General features: G+C 62.3%; 16 protein-coding genes. 8 read left to right on the forward strand and 8 right to left on the reverse strand.

Annotated elements, in window-relative coordinates; all coding sequences use genetic code 11:
* Both lolB and J4E63_RS02050 read right to left on the reverse strand, forming a co-directional pair.
* Positions 1 to 618, reverse strand: a complete 618-nt coding sequence (gene lolB / locus J4E63_RS02045; RefSeq protein ID WP_030138578.1) for a lipoprotein insertase outer membrane protein LolB — start codon at positions 616 to 618, stop codon at positions 1 to 3.
* Between the two features lie 4 nt (positions 619 to 622).
* Positions 623 to 2,347 (reverse strand): tetratricopeptide repeat protein, encoded by a 1,725-nt coding sequence (locus J4E63_RS02050; RefSeq protein ID WP_060740651.1) that lies wholly within the window; start codon positions 2,345 to 2,347, stop codon positions 623 to 625.
* 172 nt (positions 2,348 to 2,519) lie between these two features.
* Here J4E63_RS02050 and hemA point away from each other — a divergent pair, with 172 nt between their 5' ends.
* From hemA to J4E63_RS02080, 6 genes are all read left to right on the forward strand, one after another.
* Positions 2,520 to 3,809 carry a glutamyl-tRNA reductase gene (hemA, locus tag J4E63_RS02055; protein ID WP_092172160.1) on the forward strand — a complete coding sequence of 430 codons (1,290 nt, stop codon included), beginning with the start codon at positions 2,520 to 2,522 and terminating at the stop codon, positions 3,807 to 3,809.
* The gene (gene prfA / locus J4E63_RS02060) at positions 3,806 to 4,888 is read left to right on the forward strand and encodes a peptide chain release factor 1 (RefSeq protein WP_060740653.1); all 1,083 of its coding nucleotides are present in this window, start codon (positions 3,806 to 3,808) and stop codon (positions 4,886 to 4,888) included. Before hemA ends, prfA begins: the two co-directional genes overlap by 4 nt.
* Before the next feature lie 14 nt (positions 4,889 to 4,902).
* Complete coding sequence (gene prmC / locus J4E63_RS02065; protein ID WP_207280926.1) at positions 4,903 to 5,733, forward strand: peptide chain release factor N(5)-glutamine methyltransferase; 831 nt, start codon at positions 4,903 to 4,905, stop codon at positions 5,731 to 5,733.
* Positions 5,727 to 6,482 (forward strand): molybdopterin-synthase adenylyltransferase MoeB, encoded by a 756-nt coding sequence (locus J4E63_RS02070; protein ID WP_060743134.1) that lies wholly within the window; start codon positions 5,727 to 5,729, stop codon positions 6,480 to 6,482. The genes prmC and J4E63_RS02070 overlap by 7 nt, the downstream gene beginning before the upstream one ends.
* A complete protein-coding gene (murI, locus tag J4E63_RS02075; RefSeq protein WP_103309093.1) occupies positions 6,475 to 7,266 on the forward strand; it encodes a glutamate racemase in 792 nt (263 codons plus the stop codon). Before J4E63_RS02070 ends, murI begins: the two co-directional genes overlap by 8 nt.
* 113 nt (positions 7,267 to 7,379) lie before the next feature.
* Positions 7,380 to 7,898, forward strand: a complete 519-nt coding sequence (locus J4E63_RS02080; protein ID WP_060740656.1) for an acyloxyacyl hydrolase — start codon at positions 7,380 to 7,382, stop codon at positions 7,896 to 7,898.
* Between the two features lie 111 nt (positions 7,899 to 8,009).
* On the opposite strand, the gene J4E63_RS02085 is transcribed toward J4E63_RS02080, so the two are convergent.
* The 6 genes from J4E63_RS02085 to J4E63_RS02110 form a co-directional block, all read right to left on the reverse strand.
* Positions 8,010 to 8,315, reverse strand: a complete 306-nt coding sequence (locus J4E63_RS02085; protein WP_060740657.1) for a YkgJ family cysteine cluster protein — start codon at positions 8,313 to 8,315, stop codon at positions 8,010 to 8,012.
* 27 nt (positions 8,316 to 8,342) lie between these two features.
* Complete coding sequence (locus J4E63_RS02090; RefSeq protein ID WP_207280927.1) at positions 8,343 to 9,110, reverse strand: SDR family oxidoreductase; 768 nt, start codon at positions 9,108 to 9,110, stop codon at positions 8,343 to 8,345.
* Positions 9,111 to 9,230: 120 nt separating this feature from the next.
* Positions 9,231 to 10,682 carry a deoxyribodipyrimidine photo-lyase gene (gene phrB / locus J4E63_RS02095; protein WP_207282438.1) on the reverse strand — a complete coding sequence of 484 codons (1,452 nt, stop codon included), beginning with the start codon at positions 10,680 to 10,682 and terminating at the stop codon, positions 9,231 to 9,233.
* A 12-nt stretch (positions 10,683 to 10,694) separates the two neighbouring features.
* Complete coding sequence (locus J4E63_RS02100) at positions 10,695 to 11,642, reverse strand: MerR family transcriptional regulator (protein ID WP_207280928.1); 948 nt, start codon at positions 11,640 to 11,642, stop codon at positions 10,695 to 10,697.
* Entirely contained in the window at positions 11,642 to 12,604 is a 963-nt protein-coding gene (locus J4E63_RS02105; protein WP_207280929.1) for a DUF523 and DUF1722 domain-containing protein, read from the reverse strand. The genes J4E63_RS02100 and J4E63_RS02105 overlap by 1 nt, the downstream gene beginning before the upstream one ends.
* Before the next feature lie 177 nt (positions 12,605 to 12,781).
* Positions 12,782 to 13,768 carry an NAD(P)/FAD-dependent oxidoreductase gene (locus J4E63_RS02110; protein WP_060740661.1) on the reverse strand — a complete coding sequence of 329 codons (987 nt, stop codon included), beginning with the start codon at positions 13,766 to 13,768 and terminating at the stop codon, positions 12,782 to 12,784.
* A 196-nt stretch (positions 13,769 to 13,964) separates the two neighbouring features.
* Between J4E63_RS02110 and J4E63_RS02115 the strand changes: the two genes are divergently transcribed.
* Together J4E63_RS02115 and hemH are read left to right on the forward strand one after the other, a co-directional pair.
* Entirely contained in the window at positions 13,965 to 14,864 is a 900-nt protein-coding gene (locus J4E63_RS02115) for a TIGR01777 family oxidoreductase (protein ID WP_192262118.1), read from the forward strand.
* 13 nt (positions 14,865 to 14,877) lie between these two features.
* Complete coding sequence (hemH, locus tag J4E63_RS02120) at positions 14,878 to 15,903, forward strand: ferrochelatase (protein WP_192262119.1); 1,026 nt, start codon at positions 14,878 to 14,880, stop codon at positions 15,901 to 15,903.
* The last annotated feature ends 79 nt before the right edge of the window (positions 15,904 to 15,982 follow it).

Raw genomic sequence — 15,982 nt, forward strand, 5'->3', positions numbered from 1 at the left:
TCATTGCCCCAGCTTGCGCGGCTGCCATTGCTTGATCACCAGCGTGACGTCGAGGTTGCTGCCGTGCAATTTGATGCGTTCGGGCAGCCAGTAGCCGTTCTGCTGGGCATAGCTGAGGTATTCGATCTGCCAGTCATCCTGTTCCAGGTTGGACAGGCGGCTGTCGGCATCGAGGGTCAGGCGACTTTTACTGTCCGGTGCCGGCAGCCCGCGGACCCACCAGGTCAGGTGGGAGACCGGCAGTTTCCAGCCCAGCTGTTCTTCCAGCAGCGCTTCGGGGGTCGGGGCCTCGTAGCGTCCCTGATTGGCGACTTCCAGGGAAACCTGGCCCGGCCGGCCAGTCAGGCGGGCCGCGCCGCGACCCAGTGGGCCCGACAGGCGAATGTCGTAGTAGTCCTGGCGTTGCAGCCAGAACAGCGTGCCGCTGCCCGAGTCTTTCGGGGCGCGGATGCCGATCTTGCCGTCGATCTGCCAGCCGTCGAGGCCGCTCAGTTGTTGCTTGTGCTCGCGCCACTGGGCCTGGTTGCCCTGGCCCTGGACGGATTCACGGGCGCCGAAGCCCGCGCAACCGGCGAGCAAGGCAATGAAGCTGAAAACGATAAAATGGCGCAAAAACATAATCTTAAAGAGTCTCGGATCCGGTCAGGCGTTTGATGGTGCTGCGCAAGATAGGGCTGTCCGGCTGATCCTTGAGGAATCGGCTCCAGATCTGCCGGGCTTCGCGTTGTTTGCCGTTGGCCCACAGGACCTCGCCCAGGTGAGCGGCGACTTCCTGGTCGGGAAAGCGCTCCAGGGCCTGGCGCAACAGGCGTTCGGCTTCGTCGAGATTGCCCAGGCGGAAATTCACCCAGCCAAGGCTGTCGAGTACCGCCGGGTCTTCCGGATTGATCTGGTGGGCCTGTTCGATCAGCAGCTTGGCTTCGTCATAGCGGGTGGTGCGATCCGACAAGGTGTAGCCCAGGGCATTGAGGGCCATGGCGTTGTCCGGGTCACGCTGGATGATCAGGCGCAGATCCTTTTCCATCTGGGCCAGGTCATTGCGTTTTTCCGCCAGCATGGCACGGGTATACAACAGGTTCAGATCGTCCGGGTACTGCTTCAAGGCTTGCTGCAGTACGTTCCAGGCCTTGTCGCCCTGATTGTTGGCCGACAGGGTTTCGGCTTCGATCAGGTACAGCTGGATGCCGTAGTCCGGCTGGGAGTCGCGTTGTACCGCGAGGCGGCTCTGGGCATCGGCGGTCTTGCCATTGCTGATCAGGATATCGGCCTGGCGCAACTGCGCCGGCAGATAGTCGTTGCCCGGGCCGACCTGGGCGTACTCGATCAGTGCGCTCTCGGGGTCGTTGCGTTCCTCGGCGATGCGACCCAGGTTCAAATGGGCCGAGTCGACATGGCTTTCCCGGGCGATCAGGTCTTCCAGGTAACCCTTGGCCTCTTCCCAAGCCTTGGCTTCCAGGCAGACCAGTGCCAGGGAATAGCGTAGCTCGTCGTCTTCCGGGTATTGCTGGACCAGGCTGGAGAACTCCACCTTGGCGTCGTCCATGCGGTTGTTTTCCACCAGCATGCGGGCGTAGGTGAGGCGCAGGCGTTTGTCGTCCGGGTACTTCTTGATGCTTTTTTCCAGCAGCGGCAAGGCTTCGTCGCCGCGGTTCAAGCCTTGCAGCAGGCGGGCACGCAGCAGGATCGGCGCCACTTCGCCGGCTTCCGGCGGGTTGTCTTCCAGCAGGGTGAGGGCGCCCTGGGTGTCGCCATCCTGTTGCAGCAGCAGGGCCTTGCCGAAAATCAGCTGGCCGTTATTCGGGTGGCGCTGCAACAGGCGATCGAAGCTTTTCATCAGGCCGTTGCGGGTTTCCTGGTCGGTATCGGCGGCCGACAGCGCCAGGAAGTCGAAATGGGTGTCGCCCTTGCCCAGCAGGACTTTCTCCATATAGACCATGGAGTCGTCGTAGCGCCCGGCCCGGGCCAGTTGCACGGCGGCGGCGCGCTGCGCTTCCAGGTCATCGGGGGCATTCCTGGCCCAGATCAGCGCGGTATCCAGCGCGGGCTGGTCGGCGCCCAGGTATTCGGCAATGCGAAATGCCCGCTCGGAGATGCCCGGGTCCTGGGTATTGATGGCCTGGGTCACGTAGTTGTCCAGTGCAATGTCGAAGCGATTGCGCTGGCCTGCCAGTTCGGCGCTCAACAGGCTGAAGATGGTTTCTTCGCTGAACGAGCCATAGACCTTGGGTTTTTCAGGGGCCTGCACACTGTCTTCGACTGGCGGCGTACCGTCTGTCGAAACGGGGGCCATGGACTGGCAGCCGCTGAGCAAGGCAAGGGCGAGGAGCAACGCGGAGGATCTATTCATATAGGAAGAGGACGACTAACCTGCGGTCGGATCATCATGACACAAGCCTTGGGTCAAACATAACCGCCCCGTCGATTTACAGCCCAGGGCAAGGCGATAGAGATCGAGTGGTTGTTCTGAATCTGACGAAGTAGGACAATTGCCGGCTTCACGTCACCATCAGCGACCTTGAATGGCCTTCCTTGCACTCGGTATTAACCACAAGACTGCTTCAGTAGACGTCCGCGAGCGCGTGGCCTTTACGCCTGAGCAGCTGGTTGAGGCCCTGCAGCAGCTCTGCCGACTCACCGACAGCCGCGAAGCTGCGATCCTCTCCACCTGCAATCGCAGCGAGCTTTATATAGAACAGGATCATGTTTCGGCCGATTCAGTGCTGCGCTGGCTGGCCGAATATCACAACCTGAGCCTTGAAGAGCTGCGCGCCAGTGCCTATGTGCACGAAGACGATGCGGCCGTTCGTCACATGATGCGCGTCGCCTCGGGGCTCGACTCGCTGGTGCTGGGCGAGCCGCAGATTCTCGGCCAGATGAAATCGGCCTACGCCGTGGCCCGCGAGGCCGGCACCGTCGGCCCGCTGCTGGGGCGCTTGTTCCAGGCCACCTTCAATGCCGCCAAGCAGGTGCGCACCGACACCGCCATCGGCGAGAACCCGGTGTCGGTGGCGTTCGCCGCCGTCAGCCTGGCGAAACAGATTTTCAGTGATTTGCAACGCAGCCAGGCGCTGCTGATCGGCGCCGGTGAGACCATCACCCTGGTCGCTCGCCATCTCCACGACCTGGGTGTGAAGCGCATTGTCGTCGCCAACCGGACCCTGGAGCGGGCCAGCACCCTGGCCGAACAGTTCGGTGCCCATGCGGTGCTGCTGTCGGACATTCCCGCTGAACTGGTGCACAGCGACATCGTCATCAGTTCCACCGCCAGCCAGTTGCCGATCCTCGGTAAGGGCGCCGTGGAAAGTGCCCTGAAGCTGCGCAAGCACAAGCCGATTTTCATGGTGGACATCGCCGTTCCCCGGGACATCGAGCCGGAAGTCGGCGAGCTGGACGACGTTTACCTCTATAGCGTCGACGACCTGCACGAGGTGGTGGCCGAGAACCTCAAGAGCCGGCAGGGCGCAGCCCAGGCGGCGGAAGAGATGATCGGCGTCGGTGCCGAGGACTTCATGGTGCGCCTGCGCGAGCTGGCGGCGGTGGATGTGCTCAAGGCGTATCGTCAACAGAGCGAACGCCTGCGCGACGAGGAGCTGCAAAAGGCCCAGCGCCTGCTGGCCAACGGCGGCAGTGCCGAAGAGGTGCTGGTGCAACTGGCCCGCGGCCTGACCAACAAGTTGCTCCACGCCCCCAGTGTCCAGCTCAAGAAGCTGACTGCCGAAGGCCGCCTCGATGCGCTGGCCATGGCCCAGGAACTCTTTGCCCTCGGTGAGGGCTCACCGGATAGCTTTTCGGATAAAAAACCGCAATGAAAGCGTCGCTGCTCAACAAACTGGACATCCTCCAGGACCGTTTCGAAGAATTGACCGCCTTGCTGGGCGATGGCGAAGTCATTGCCGACCAGAACAAATTCCGCACCTATTCCAAGGAATACGCGGAAGTCGAGCCGATTGTCGCCACCTATAAACAGCTGCTTAAAGTGCAGGGCGACCTCGAAGGCGCCCAGGCGCTGCTCAAGGACAGCGACCCGGACATGCGCGAAATGGCCGTGGAGGAAGTGCGCGAAGCCAAGGAACAGTTGCTCGAACTGGAAAGCAACCTGCAGCGCATGCTGCTGCCCAAGGACCCGAACGACGGGCGCAACGTGTTCCTCGAGATCCGTGCCGGCACCGGCGGCGACGAGGCGGCGATTTTTTCCGGCGACCTGTTCCGCATGTATTCGCGTTATGCCGAGCGTCGCGGTTGGCGCGTGGAGATCCTGTCGGAGAACGAAGGCGAGCACGGCGGCTATAAAGAAGTCATCGCCCGGGTCGAAGGCGACAATGTCTACGGCAAGCTGAAGTTCGAATCCGGCGCCCACCGCGTGCAGCGCGTGCCGGCCACCGAGTCCCAGGGGCGCATCCACACCTCGGCCTGCACCGTGGCGGTATTGCCCGAGCCGGACGAGCAGGAAGCCATCGAGATCAACCCGGCGGACCTGCGGGTCGACACGTACCGTTCCTCCGGCGCGGGCGGCCAGCACGTCAACAAGACCGACTCGGCGATCCGCATTACGCACTTGCCCTCGGGCATCGTGGTCGAGTGCCAGGAAGAGCGTTCCCAGCACAAGAACCGTGCGCGGGCCATGGCCTGGTTGTCGGCCAAGCTCAACGACCAGCAGACCAGCGCCGCTGCCAATGCCATCGCCAGCGAACGCAAATTGCTGGTGGGTTCGGGCGATCGTTCCGAACGGATCCGCACCTACAACTTCGCCCAGGGCCGGGTCACCGACCATCGCGTCAACCTGACCCTGTATTCCCTGGACGAGATCCTGGCCGGTGGTGTCGATGCGGTCATCGAGCCGTTGCTGGCCGAATACCAGGCCGACCAGTTGGCGGCGATTGGCGAGTAAGCACAGGTGAATAAATGACCATCATCGCCAGTCTGTTACGCGCCGCCGAGCTGCCGGATTCGCCCACGCCACGACTGGATGTCGAGTTGTTGCTGGCCGCTGCCCTGGGCAAGTCCCGCAGCTTCCTGCACACCTGGCCCGAGCGGATCGTGCCCAGCGAGGCGGCGTTGCTGTTCTCCGAATACCTGCGTCGCCGTCGCTCCGGCGAGCCGGTGGCCTACATCCTTGGGCAACAGGGTTTCTGGAAACTCGACCTGGAAGTGGCGCCCCATACGCTGATCCCGCGTCCCGACACCGAGCTGCTGGTGGAAACCGCACTGGCCTTGCTGCCCGCGACACCGGCCCGGGTCCTGGACCTGGGCACCGGCAGCGGCGCGATTGCCCTGGCATTGGCCAGTGAGCGCCCGGCCTGGAACGTCACGGCGGTCGACCGGGTGCTGGAGGCCGTGGCCCTGGCCGAACGCAATCGCCAGCGCCTGGACCTGCGTAATGTCACGGTATTGAGCAGCCATTGGTTCAGCGCCTTGGAAGGCGAGCGTTTCCAGTTGATCATCAGCAACCCGCCGTACATCGCGGCCAGCGATCCGCACCTGGCCGAGGGCGACGTGCGTTTCGAACCGGCCAGTGCCTTGGTGGCCGGGCCGGACGGGCTCGATGATCTGCGCCAGATCGTGGCCCAGGCGCCGGCGCACCTCGAACCGGGCGGCTGGCTGATGCTCGAGCATGGTTACGACCAGGCCGAGGCGGTGCGCGACTTGCTGAGCGCCCAAGGGTTTGTTGACGTCCACAGCCGCAAGGACCTGGGCGGCCATGAGCGTATCAGCCTGGGGTGCCTGCCGTGCTGAACGATCAGGAGCTGTTGCGCTACAGCCGGCAGATTCTGTTGCAGCACGTCGACATCGACGGCCAATTGCGTCTCAAGCAAAGCCGCGTGTTGATCATCGGCCTCGGCGGGCTCGGCGCTCCGGTGGCGTTGTACCTGGCCGCGGCTGGCGTGGGCGAGATGCACCTGGCGGATTTCGACAGCGTCGATCTGACCAACCTGCAACGCCAGGTCATTCACGACACCGACAGCGTCGGCCTGAGCAAGGTCGATTCGGCGATGCGGCGCCTGGGAGCGATCAACCCCGAGGTTCGGTTGGTGCCTCACCGGGCGGCCATGGACGAAGACAGCCTGGCCGCTGCGGTCGCGGCGGTGGATGTGGTGCTCGACTGCTCGGACAATTTCTCGACCCGCGAAGCGGTGAACGCGGCCTGTGTCGCGGCGGGTAAACCGCTGGTCAGCGGCGCGGCGATTCGCCTGGAAGGGCAGTTGTCGGTGTTCGATCCGCGCCGCCCTGAAAGCCCTTGCTACCACTGCCTCTACGGCCACGGTAGCGAAGCCGAGCTGACCTGCAGCGAAGCCGGTGTGATCGGGCCGCTGGTGGGGTTGGTGGGCAGTCTGCAAGCCCTTGAAGCCTTGAAGCTGCTGGTCGGTTTCGGCGAGCCGTTGGTGGGACGACTATTGCTGATCGACGCCCTGGGCACGCGTTTCCGCGAATTGCGGGTCAAGCGCGACCCGGGGTGCAGTGTCTGTGGTGGCTCGCATGAATGACGCACCGGTGGGAGTGCTGGACTCGGGCGTCGGCGGGCTGTCGGTGCTGGGCGAGATCCGTCAGTTGCTGCCCAATGAGTCGCTGCTGTACGTGGCTGACTGTGGGCACATTCCCTACGGCGAGAAGAGCCCGGAATACATCCGACAGCGCAGCACGATCATTGCCGACTTTCTCTTCAGTCAGGGCGCCAAGGCGTTGGTGGTTGCCTGCAACACCGCTACGGTGGCCGCGGTCGCCGATCTGCGGCGCGATTTTCCCCGCTGGCCGATCGTCGGCATGGAACCGGCGGTCAAGCCGGCGGCCGCCGCAACCCGCAGCGGTATCGTCGGGGTGCTGGCGACCACCGGCACCTTGCAGAGCGCCAAATTCGCCGCCTTGCTCGACCGTTTCGCCACCGATGTGCGCGTCATCACCCAGCCGTGCCCGGGCCTGGTGGAGTTGATCGAAGCGGGGGACCTGCACAGCCAGGCCCTGCATCAACTGCTGCAACACTACGTCGAGCCGTTGCTTGCAGCCGGCTGCGATACGCTGATCCTGGGCTGCACCCACTATCCATTCCTCAAGCCTTTGCTCAAGGACATGATCCCAAGGCACATCAGCCTGATCGACACCGGCGCCGCCGTGGCCCGGCAACTTCAGCGCCTGTTGGCCGAACGTGGGTGGCTGGCAGAGGGTGCGCCCCACGAAACGCAATTCTGGACCAGCGCAGACCCGATACATTTGAGAAAAATCCTACCGCTGCTATGGCATTCGTCTGGCGTTGTGCGAAGCTTCGAACTGTAAGAAAAACGTGAAAATTGTGTGAAACGGGCTGAACTTCTGTTTTACCGCGGATTTCTATAGCTTTGTCTGTTTGTAACAAAACTAACTAAGTCTGTTCGCAAAGGATGTTTCTAATGAAGCGCTTATTCTGCTTTGCCGCGTTTGCGGCTGCATTGCTGGGGCACACTTACACCGCTCAGGCGGCGGGTGTGGAGTTTGGGGTTGGACAAACTAGCGACTCGACCATGACCTATCGCCTGGGCATGCAGTTCGACTGGGACAAGAGTTGGCTGCAAAGTGACGTCGGTCGCCTGACTGGTTATTGGAGCGGCGCCTATACCTATTGGGAAGGGGACGAGACGTCCAGCAACCATAGCCTGTCGTTCTCGCCCGTGTTTGTGTATGAGTTTTCCGGCCAGAACGTGAAGCCTTACATCGAGGCGGGTGTCGGCGTTGCACTGTTCGCCAACACCGAAGTGGAAAGCAACAAGTTGGGGACGGCCTTCCAGTTCGAGGATCGCATCGGGTTCGGCCTGCGCTTCAATGGCGGACATGAAGTGGGTATTCGCGCCACTCACTACTCCAACGCAGGTATCAAGTCGACCAACGACGGTGTGGAAAGCTACGCGCTGCACTACACGATGCCGCTGTAACACCTGAACAATTGTGGGAGCGAGCTTGCTCGCGATAGCGATAGACCAGCCACCTTGAGTTGTCTGACCTACCGCTATCGCGAGCAAGCTCGCTCCCACAGGTTTTTTCGCCTACCGATACGCCGTCGCAATACCCTGGCGTTCTTCCAGGCATTCCGGCGCGCCCATCTCGAACTCGCGGCAGATCAGCGGGCGCTTTTCGTAGATGGTGCACATCATGCTGTCGCGATCCAGGGCCGCGCACCAGCCGTCGTCGAGCCGCAGCATCACTTCCCCACCCCAATCGTCCGTGTCGATAAAACGCTCCGGGACCCCGGTGTCGGTGATCAGCATCACTTCCAACTGGCAGCAGCACGCCGCGCACGTCGAGCAGGTGACGGCCGGTGCCGGGATTTCATGGAGGGGGATGGTTTTCATGGCGCGCAGTGTAAGGCAATCGGCGGCTCAGGGTCGTCCCTTGATCGGATAGCCGTTTTTTGCCTGGCATGAGTCGATGTCGGCCGGCAGGGTTTCGCTGGATGAAGGCAAGGGCCACAGTGCGGTCATGGACGCGATGGGAAGCGCGACTTCCCGGGGGCGTTCGACCAAGTACTTCAGCACATGCCGCGCCGCTTCTTCTGGCGACCAGTGGACCGGGAATGGGAAACAATCGTCGGGCCCCAGCGATGGATCGTCGTAGCCAGGGTGCACCCATGTCACATCCACGCCTGCAGACGTCAGCTCTGCCCGAGTCGATTCGAACAGATGGCGCATCCCGCTTCCACCCGCTTCGATGTTCGAGGGCGGCAGATACGTCGCCGGGCTGGCAATACCCACCAGATGAGGTTTGCTTCCGGCGCGCAACAAGGGTATGGCCACTTCGATGCAGAAACTGGCGGCCAGCAGGTTACTGCGCACGATATGCTCGATCAATCTGTGGTCAGTATGCTGTTCGTCAACGTACTCAGTCGTTCCAACATTGAGGATCACCTGATCCAGGGCGCCCCATTGCCGGGTGATCTGTTCACCGATCTCGCGCACGGTCTGGCTGTCGGTCAAATTGCCGGGCACGGTCAGCACTTGTCCTGGATAACGTACCGAAAGGGTTTCGCACGAGCGGTGTGAACTGACGGCCAGGTATGCACCTGTCTCGAGTATCGCTTCAGCCAACGAAGCACCGATTCCGTTGCCGGCCCCGGTGAGCCAATAACGCCGGGGCAGTCTTGAACCCATTCCGTACTCCTTTCGATTGCCTGACGCTGATACACGACTTTCAGTAGAGTTCGCACGATTAGTACGACTATATGTTATCGGGTAAATATTGCATCCCGCGCCCCGGCAATTTCATGTTCGCTAATCGCCCACCCCTTCAGCGGCTGCGTCCTGTCGCGTCGGCAGGTTTCTGAATGCTGCCAGCGCACGGGCCCTGGACTCGCGCAAATCGACGATCGGTGCCGGATAATCCACTGCGCCAAACAAGCCGCCCTGGGTATTTGGGCTATGGACCTGTTGCCTGTCCAGGTCGTTCAGTTCAGGCAACCAGTACTTGATGAACAGGCCCTCGCGGTCAAATTTTTCCGACTGGCTCAAAGGGTTGAAGATGCGGAACCAAGGTGCCGAGTCGGTGCCGGTGGAGGCGCTCCACTGCCAGCCGCCATTATTGGCAGCCAGGTCGCCGTCGATCAGGTGCTGCATGAAAAAACGCTCGCCTTCACGCCAATCGATCAGCAGGTTCTTGGTCAGGAACATGGCGACCACCATCCGCAAGCGGTTGTGCATCCAGCCGGTTTCCAGCAATTGGCGCATGGCCGCATCGATAATCGGCAGGCCGGTGCGTGCCTGTTTCCAGGCCTCCAGTTCGCCGGGGGCCTTGCGCCACGCCAGCGCCTCGGTTTCCGGGCGGAACGCGCGGTGGCGCGACACACGTGGGTAGCCCACGAGAATGTGCTTGTAGAACTCGCGCCAGAGCAATTCATTAATCCAGGTCACGGCGCCGGCACTTCCACTCTCGAACTCACCCTGGTTGGCTTGCAGCGCGGCATGCAGGCACTGACGTGGCGACACCACCCCGGCTACCAGATAGGCCGAGAGCTGACTGGTGCCGGGCCGGGCCGGGAAGTCCCGTTCGTGCTGGTAATCGTCGAGGTGCTGGTCGACAAAACTGTCCAGGCGCCGTCGGGCTTCGGTTTCACCGGCGGGCCAGAAGGCGCGCAGTGTTTCGCTGGGCGGGGCGAATCCATCGACCTGCGTCGGCACCGGATCGCGGGCAATGCCGGTGCGGGCCTGCTGGAGCGGTGTGGCGACCAGGCTCGGCAGCGAAAAATGCAGACGGTTGTAGCAGACCTTGCGGAACTGACTGAACACCTGGAAATAATTGCCGGTCTTGGTCAGTACGCTGCCAGGCCTGAACAACAGTTGATCGAGGTGACGGTGAAGCTCGATGCCCTGATCATTCAACGCACGGGCGACTTCGGTGTCGCGCTGTGTTTCATTCAGGCCGTACTCTTCGTTGACATGCACGGCGCCAACGTTCAGTTCGCGACATAGCTTGAGCAGCACGTGCGGCGCCTGGTGCCAATGCGTTGCCTCGCGAATCAAGAGCGGGATGTTCAATTCATCCAGGGCCACGCTCAATACGCCGAGGTTGCGCAGCCAGAAATCGATCTTGCACGCGGCGTCGTCATGGGCACGCCATTGTTCGGGGCTGGTCAGGTACACCGCCACGCAGGGCCCTTGGGCTGCGGCCGCCGCGAGGGCGGTGTTGTCGTGCAGGCGCAAGTCGCTGCGCAGCCAGATCAGTTGCAGGCTGTTTTCCATCTAAAGGAGTTCTCTGCGGCTCAGTTCGCGGTGAGCCGATAGCGGGTCTTCGGCCCAGGACAGGTGAGTCATCGAAACGCCTGTGGATAACCGGGCGTGGTGGATCGACGCGGCCGGGCCGGCAATGATGATCGGGCAGTCGACTCCACCCAGCAGCCTGGGCAGTTGGGACAGATTGATGGCGTGACTGGAATACAATAGGACGCCGCGAGCCTTGAGGCGTTCGACCGCCAGGGCCAGTTCGCCCGCCGGTAGCGGGCTGTCGAGCACCTCCACCGGGCAATCGGCGCTGCTGGCCAGCCAGGCGGTCAGCCACAGGTGCGGTTCCTGGGGCAAGTCCGAATGATTGACCAGCAACAGTGGCGCACCGCGCAACTGACGGTTGTTGTGGTAGATCCGGCTGCCAAACTTGCTGCGCAGCCACGAGTACAGGAAGACCCGTTCCAACTGCGCGCCGAACTGGCCTTGCCAGCGCACGTGCAGCTCGGCCAGCAATGGCAAGAGCAATTGCTCGCACACGGTCCAGGGCGGATACAGCGCCATCGCTTGGTTGATCAGGTCATCGATCTGACGCTCGGCCAGTTGCGTCACCGCCAGCGCCAGGGCGTTGCGCTGACGCTGCCAATCGTTCTCCGGTGGCGGCGTGGGTGCTGTAGACAGCGGCGGTGTGTCCAGCAGCGGCTTGATCTTGCTCACCGCGACGCCACGATCGATCCAGGTGAGGATGCTGCGGATCCGTTGCACGTGGTCGGCATTGAACAGTCGATGACCCTTGGGCGTGCGGTGCGGCACGATCAGGCCGTACCGGCGCTCCCAGGCCCGCAACGTGACGGCGTTGACACCGGTCTGCCGGGCGACTTCGCGTATGGGCAGCCAGCCTTGCGCCAAGGCCTTGGCAAAGTCGGCCCCCAGGTCTTCGCGGGCGCTGGAATCGGGGTCGTTGTTCATCAAATGGCGTTTCGCAAACTGAGGTTTTCCGGGTGTGGTTGCAGGTAGACCTGCTGCGCCAGGTAAGAGTCGGGGTGCTGGCGCAGGTGATGCTTGAGCAACGTCAGCGGCACCACCAGGGGCACGATGCCGAGGCGGTACTGCCCGATGAGGTGCTGTACCTCCTGCTTGTCGTCGGCGTCGATGGCGCGCTTGAGGTAACCGCTCAGGTGTTGCAGCACATTGGTGTGGGTGCGGCGGGTGGCGCATTTCTTCAAGGCGGCCATCAATGCACTGAAATAGCGTGGACCCAGTTCATTGGGATCGGCCTTGCCCATGTCGCCCAGCAATTTGCCCAGGGTCTTGTACTGCTCGGGATTGTGAGCCATGAGCAGGTATTTGTAGCGCGAGTGGAATTCGATCAGGTCGCGCCGGGTCAGGCCCTGGCGACGCAAGGGTTGCCAGGCGGCATAGGCAAACACTCGGGTCAGGAAGTTCTCCCGAAGCACCGGGTCGTTGAGGCGACCGTCTTCCTCCACGGGCAGATCGGGATGGCGTTCGCAAAAGGCCTGGGCATAGATACCGCGCCCACCGCCCTCCTGGGGGGCACCGTTGTGGTCATAGACCTTGACCCGCTCCAGTCCGCAGGATGGCGATTTCTGCATGAAGATGTAGCCGCAGAGGTCATCCAGTTCCCCGGCCATCTGCTGCCCATAGTCGGCCAATGGCCGGGTCACGTTGAGGTCGCGATTCACCGTACCGAGCGCCTCGGGGTGTTCAGGATTGCCCACCAGGCGAATCGGCTCCCGGGGAATGCCCAGGCCGATGGCGACTTCGGGGCACACCGGCACGAAATCGAAGTAATCGATGAGGGTGCGGCTGCACAACGACGATTGCTTGTGCCCGCCGTTGAAGCGAACTTCGGCACCCATCAGGCAGGCGCTGATGGCGATTCTGGGTTTGGCGATGGCTGCGCTGGGCATGGGCGACCTCTGATGGGTTAATCTTGTACAAGATTATATTTATGTACAATATTTTCATCATAGGTCCGAATGCACACAAGTCAACCGGATTCATCGAGGGGCTGGGCGACGTCAGTGGGTGCCGCGGGCAGGCTGCTGTCTCTTTCGACAGCAGCGAAGAGCGATGGGTGACGCGATCTACTGCAGGCTTGCGTGCAGGCGGCGTGCAGCCTCCTGGCCGCTGAGCCATGCGCCTTCGACCCGACCGGACAGGCACCAGTCACCACACACGTACAGCCCCAGGTCGGCATCGGCCAGGGCGCCCCACTCATGGCTGCCGGCGGGGCGGGCATAGAGCCAACGATGGGCCACGCTGAAGCTCGGTGCGGGCATCGCGCTGTGCAGCAGTTCGGCGAACGCACCGTGCAGGTGTTCGATCACCGCTTCCTTGGACAGGTCGATGTGCTGCCGGCTCCAGTCGCTGGTGGCGTGCAGGACCCAGGTGTCGAGCTTGCTGTCGCGTCCCGGTTTGCTGCGGTTGCGCGCCAGCCAGTCCAGGGGGCTGTCCTGTACGAAGCAGCCTTCCATGGGCGTATCCAACGGTGCTTCGAAGGCCAGGGCCACAGCCCAGGTCGGGTCCATCTTCACCCCGGCGGCCACGGCGGCCAGCTTCGGTACGGCCGCCAGCAATGCGGTGGCCTGGGGCGCGGGCGTGGCGATCACCACGTGGCCGAAGGGGCCGTGGGTGAAACCTTCCGCGTCCTGCAAATGCCAATGCTCCTGGCCGCGGTACACCTCGGTGATCCGGCAGGAAAACTGCACCTGCAGCTTGTCTAGCAAGGCGCGGGTGATGGCGCTCATGCGCGGGGTGCCGACCCAGCGAGTCTGTTCGTCCGGCGATGGGCTCAGTTGCCCATTCTGGAAGTTGTAGAGCTGCGGGTTCCATTCCGCGGCCCAGCCGTTGGCTTGCCAGCGCTGGACCTCTGTGACGAAGCGGCGATCGCGGGCAGTGAAGTACTGCGCGCCCATGTCCAGTGCGCCAGCGTCGCTGCGCTTGCTCGACATGCGTCCGCCACTGCCGTGGCTTTTATCGAAGAGTTGAACGATATGCCCGGCCTCCGTCAGGGCCTGGGCGGCTGAAAGTCCGGCGATGCCGGTGCCGATGATCGCGATAGGTACAGTCATGAGGGCCTCGTTTACCTTTCTGTACAGACTACGCCGTCGTTTAAACCTGTACAATTCGGGTTTTTGGTATAAGTTTTACCGTTCGCGTTTGGACAGGTTGTCCTATTGTTAAACACAGACCCTGTCCGATACGAAAAATCCCTGCTTATAAAAATAGACTAATGGGCCGGGTAAAACGCGATTCGAGGAACATCTCATGCACATATTGCTGACCGGCGGTACTGGTTTGATCGGACGTCAGCTCTGCCGCCTCTGGTTGCAGCAGGGGCATCGCCTGACGGTATGGAGTCGCCGACCCGAAGAGGTGGCGAAAATCTGCGGGACACCGGTGCGGGGCGTGGCCAAGCTCGACGAAATCCACGAGCCGGTGGACGCGGTGGTCAACCTCGCCGGCGCCCCCATCGCCGACCGTCCCTGGAGCCATAAACGCAAGATGTTGTTGTGGAGCAGTCGTATCACGTTGACGGAAGTTTTGCTGGCGTGGCTGGAGCGTTGCGAGCAGAAGCCGCAGGTGCTGATTTCCGGTTCCGCGGTGGGCTGGTACGGCGACGGTGGCGAGCGTGAATTGACCGAGGAATCGGGACCGGTGAGCGAAGATTTCGCCAGCCAGTTGTGCATCGCCTGGGAAGAAACCGCGCAACGGGCCGAGGCCTTGGGCCTGCGCGTGGTGTTGGTGCGTACTGGTCTGGTCCTGTCCGCCGAGGGCGGCTTTTTGTCGCGGCTGCTGTTGCCATTCAAGCTGGCGCTGGGCGGGCGTATCGGCAATGGTCGGCAGTGGATGCCGTGGGTTCACATCGACGATCAAATCGCCCTGATTGATTTTCTTCTGCACCGCACCGATGCCAGCGGTCCTTATAATGCGTGCGCGCCGAACCCGGTGCGCAACCGCGATTTTGCCAAGGCCCTGGGGCGTGTATTGCATCGGCCGGCCGTGGTGCCAATGCCGGAGCTTGCGCTGAAGGTCACGCTGGGGGAATTGTCCTTGCTGTTGCTCGGCGGCCAGCGCGCCACGCCGGCCCGATTGCAGGCGGCGGGTTTCACATTCCGATTCACTGATTTGCCTGCGGCCCTGGAAGACTTGTCCAGCCGCCTTTGAAATAGGACGTTGCATGACCGATCACGCGTTGCTTCTGGTGAATCTGGGTTCGCCTGCCTCCACCTCGGTGGCCGATGTGCGCCGCTACCTCAATCAATTCCTGATGGACCCGTATGTCATCGACCTGCCATGGCCGGTGCGGCGTTTGCTGGTGTCGCTTATCCTGATTCGGCGTCCCGAGCAGTCGGCCCACGCCTACGCCTCGATCTGGTGGGAAGAGGGGTCGCCGTTGGTGGTGCTCAGTCGTCGGCTGCAACAGGCCATGATCGCGCAGTGGACCCAGGGCCCGGTGGAGCTGGCGATGCGTTATGGCGAGCCGTCCATTGAGTCGGCGTTGGTGCGGCTGGCGAGTCAGGGTCACAAGAAGATCACGTTGGCGCCGTTGTATCCGCAGTTCGCCGACAGCACCGTGACCACGGTGATCGAGGAGGCCAAGCGGGTCGTGCGGGAAAAGAAACTCAATGTGCAGTTTTCGATCCTCCAACCGTTCTACGATCAGCCCGAATACCTCGACGCCCTGGTGACCAGCGCCAAGCCGTACCTGATGCAGGAACACGATCATCTGTTGTTGAGTTTCCACGGCTTGCCGGAACGGCACCTGACCAAGCTCGACCCGACGGGATTTCATTGCTTCAAGGATGCCGACTGCTGCAAGAACGCGCCACCGGAGGTCATGGCGACCTGTTACCGCGCGCAATGCATCCGCACTGCCGAACTGTTTGCCCAACGCATGGGGCTGGCGGATGGCAAATGGTCGGTGTCGTTCCAGTCGCGCTTGGGGCGTGCCAAGTGGATCGAACCCTACACCGAGGCGCGCCTGGAGGAACTGGCCAAAAGCGGCGTGAAGAAAGTGCTGGTGATGTGCCCGGCGTTCGTGGCCGACTGCATTGAAACCCTGGAGGAAATCGGCGATCGCGGCCGTGAACAGTTCCGCGCGGCAGGGGGGGAGGAGTTGGTGCTGGTGCCTTGCCTCAATGATGAGCCGCAGTGGGCGCAGGCGTTGAGTACTCTCTGCGAACGGGCTCCGATCGCGTTGTGAGGTTCAAGGGCCTCATCGCGAGCAAGCTCGCTCCCACATGGGATCTGCGGTGTACACAAATGTTGTGACCACTCGAGAT

Source organism: Pseudomonas sp. FW300-N2F2 (assembly GCF_017351655.1).
GTDB classification, from domain to species: domain Bacteria; phylum Pseudomonadota; class Gammaproteobacteria; order Pseudomonadales; family Pseudomonadaceae; genus Aquipseudomonas; species Aquipseudomonas fluorescens_AA.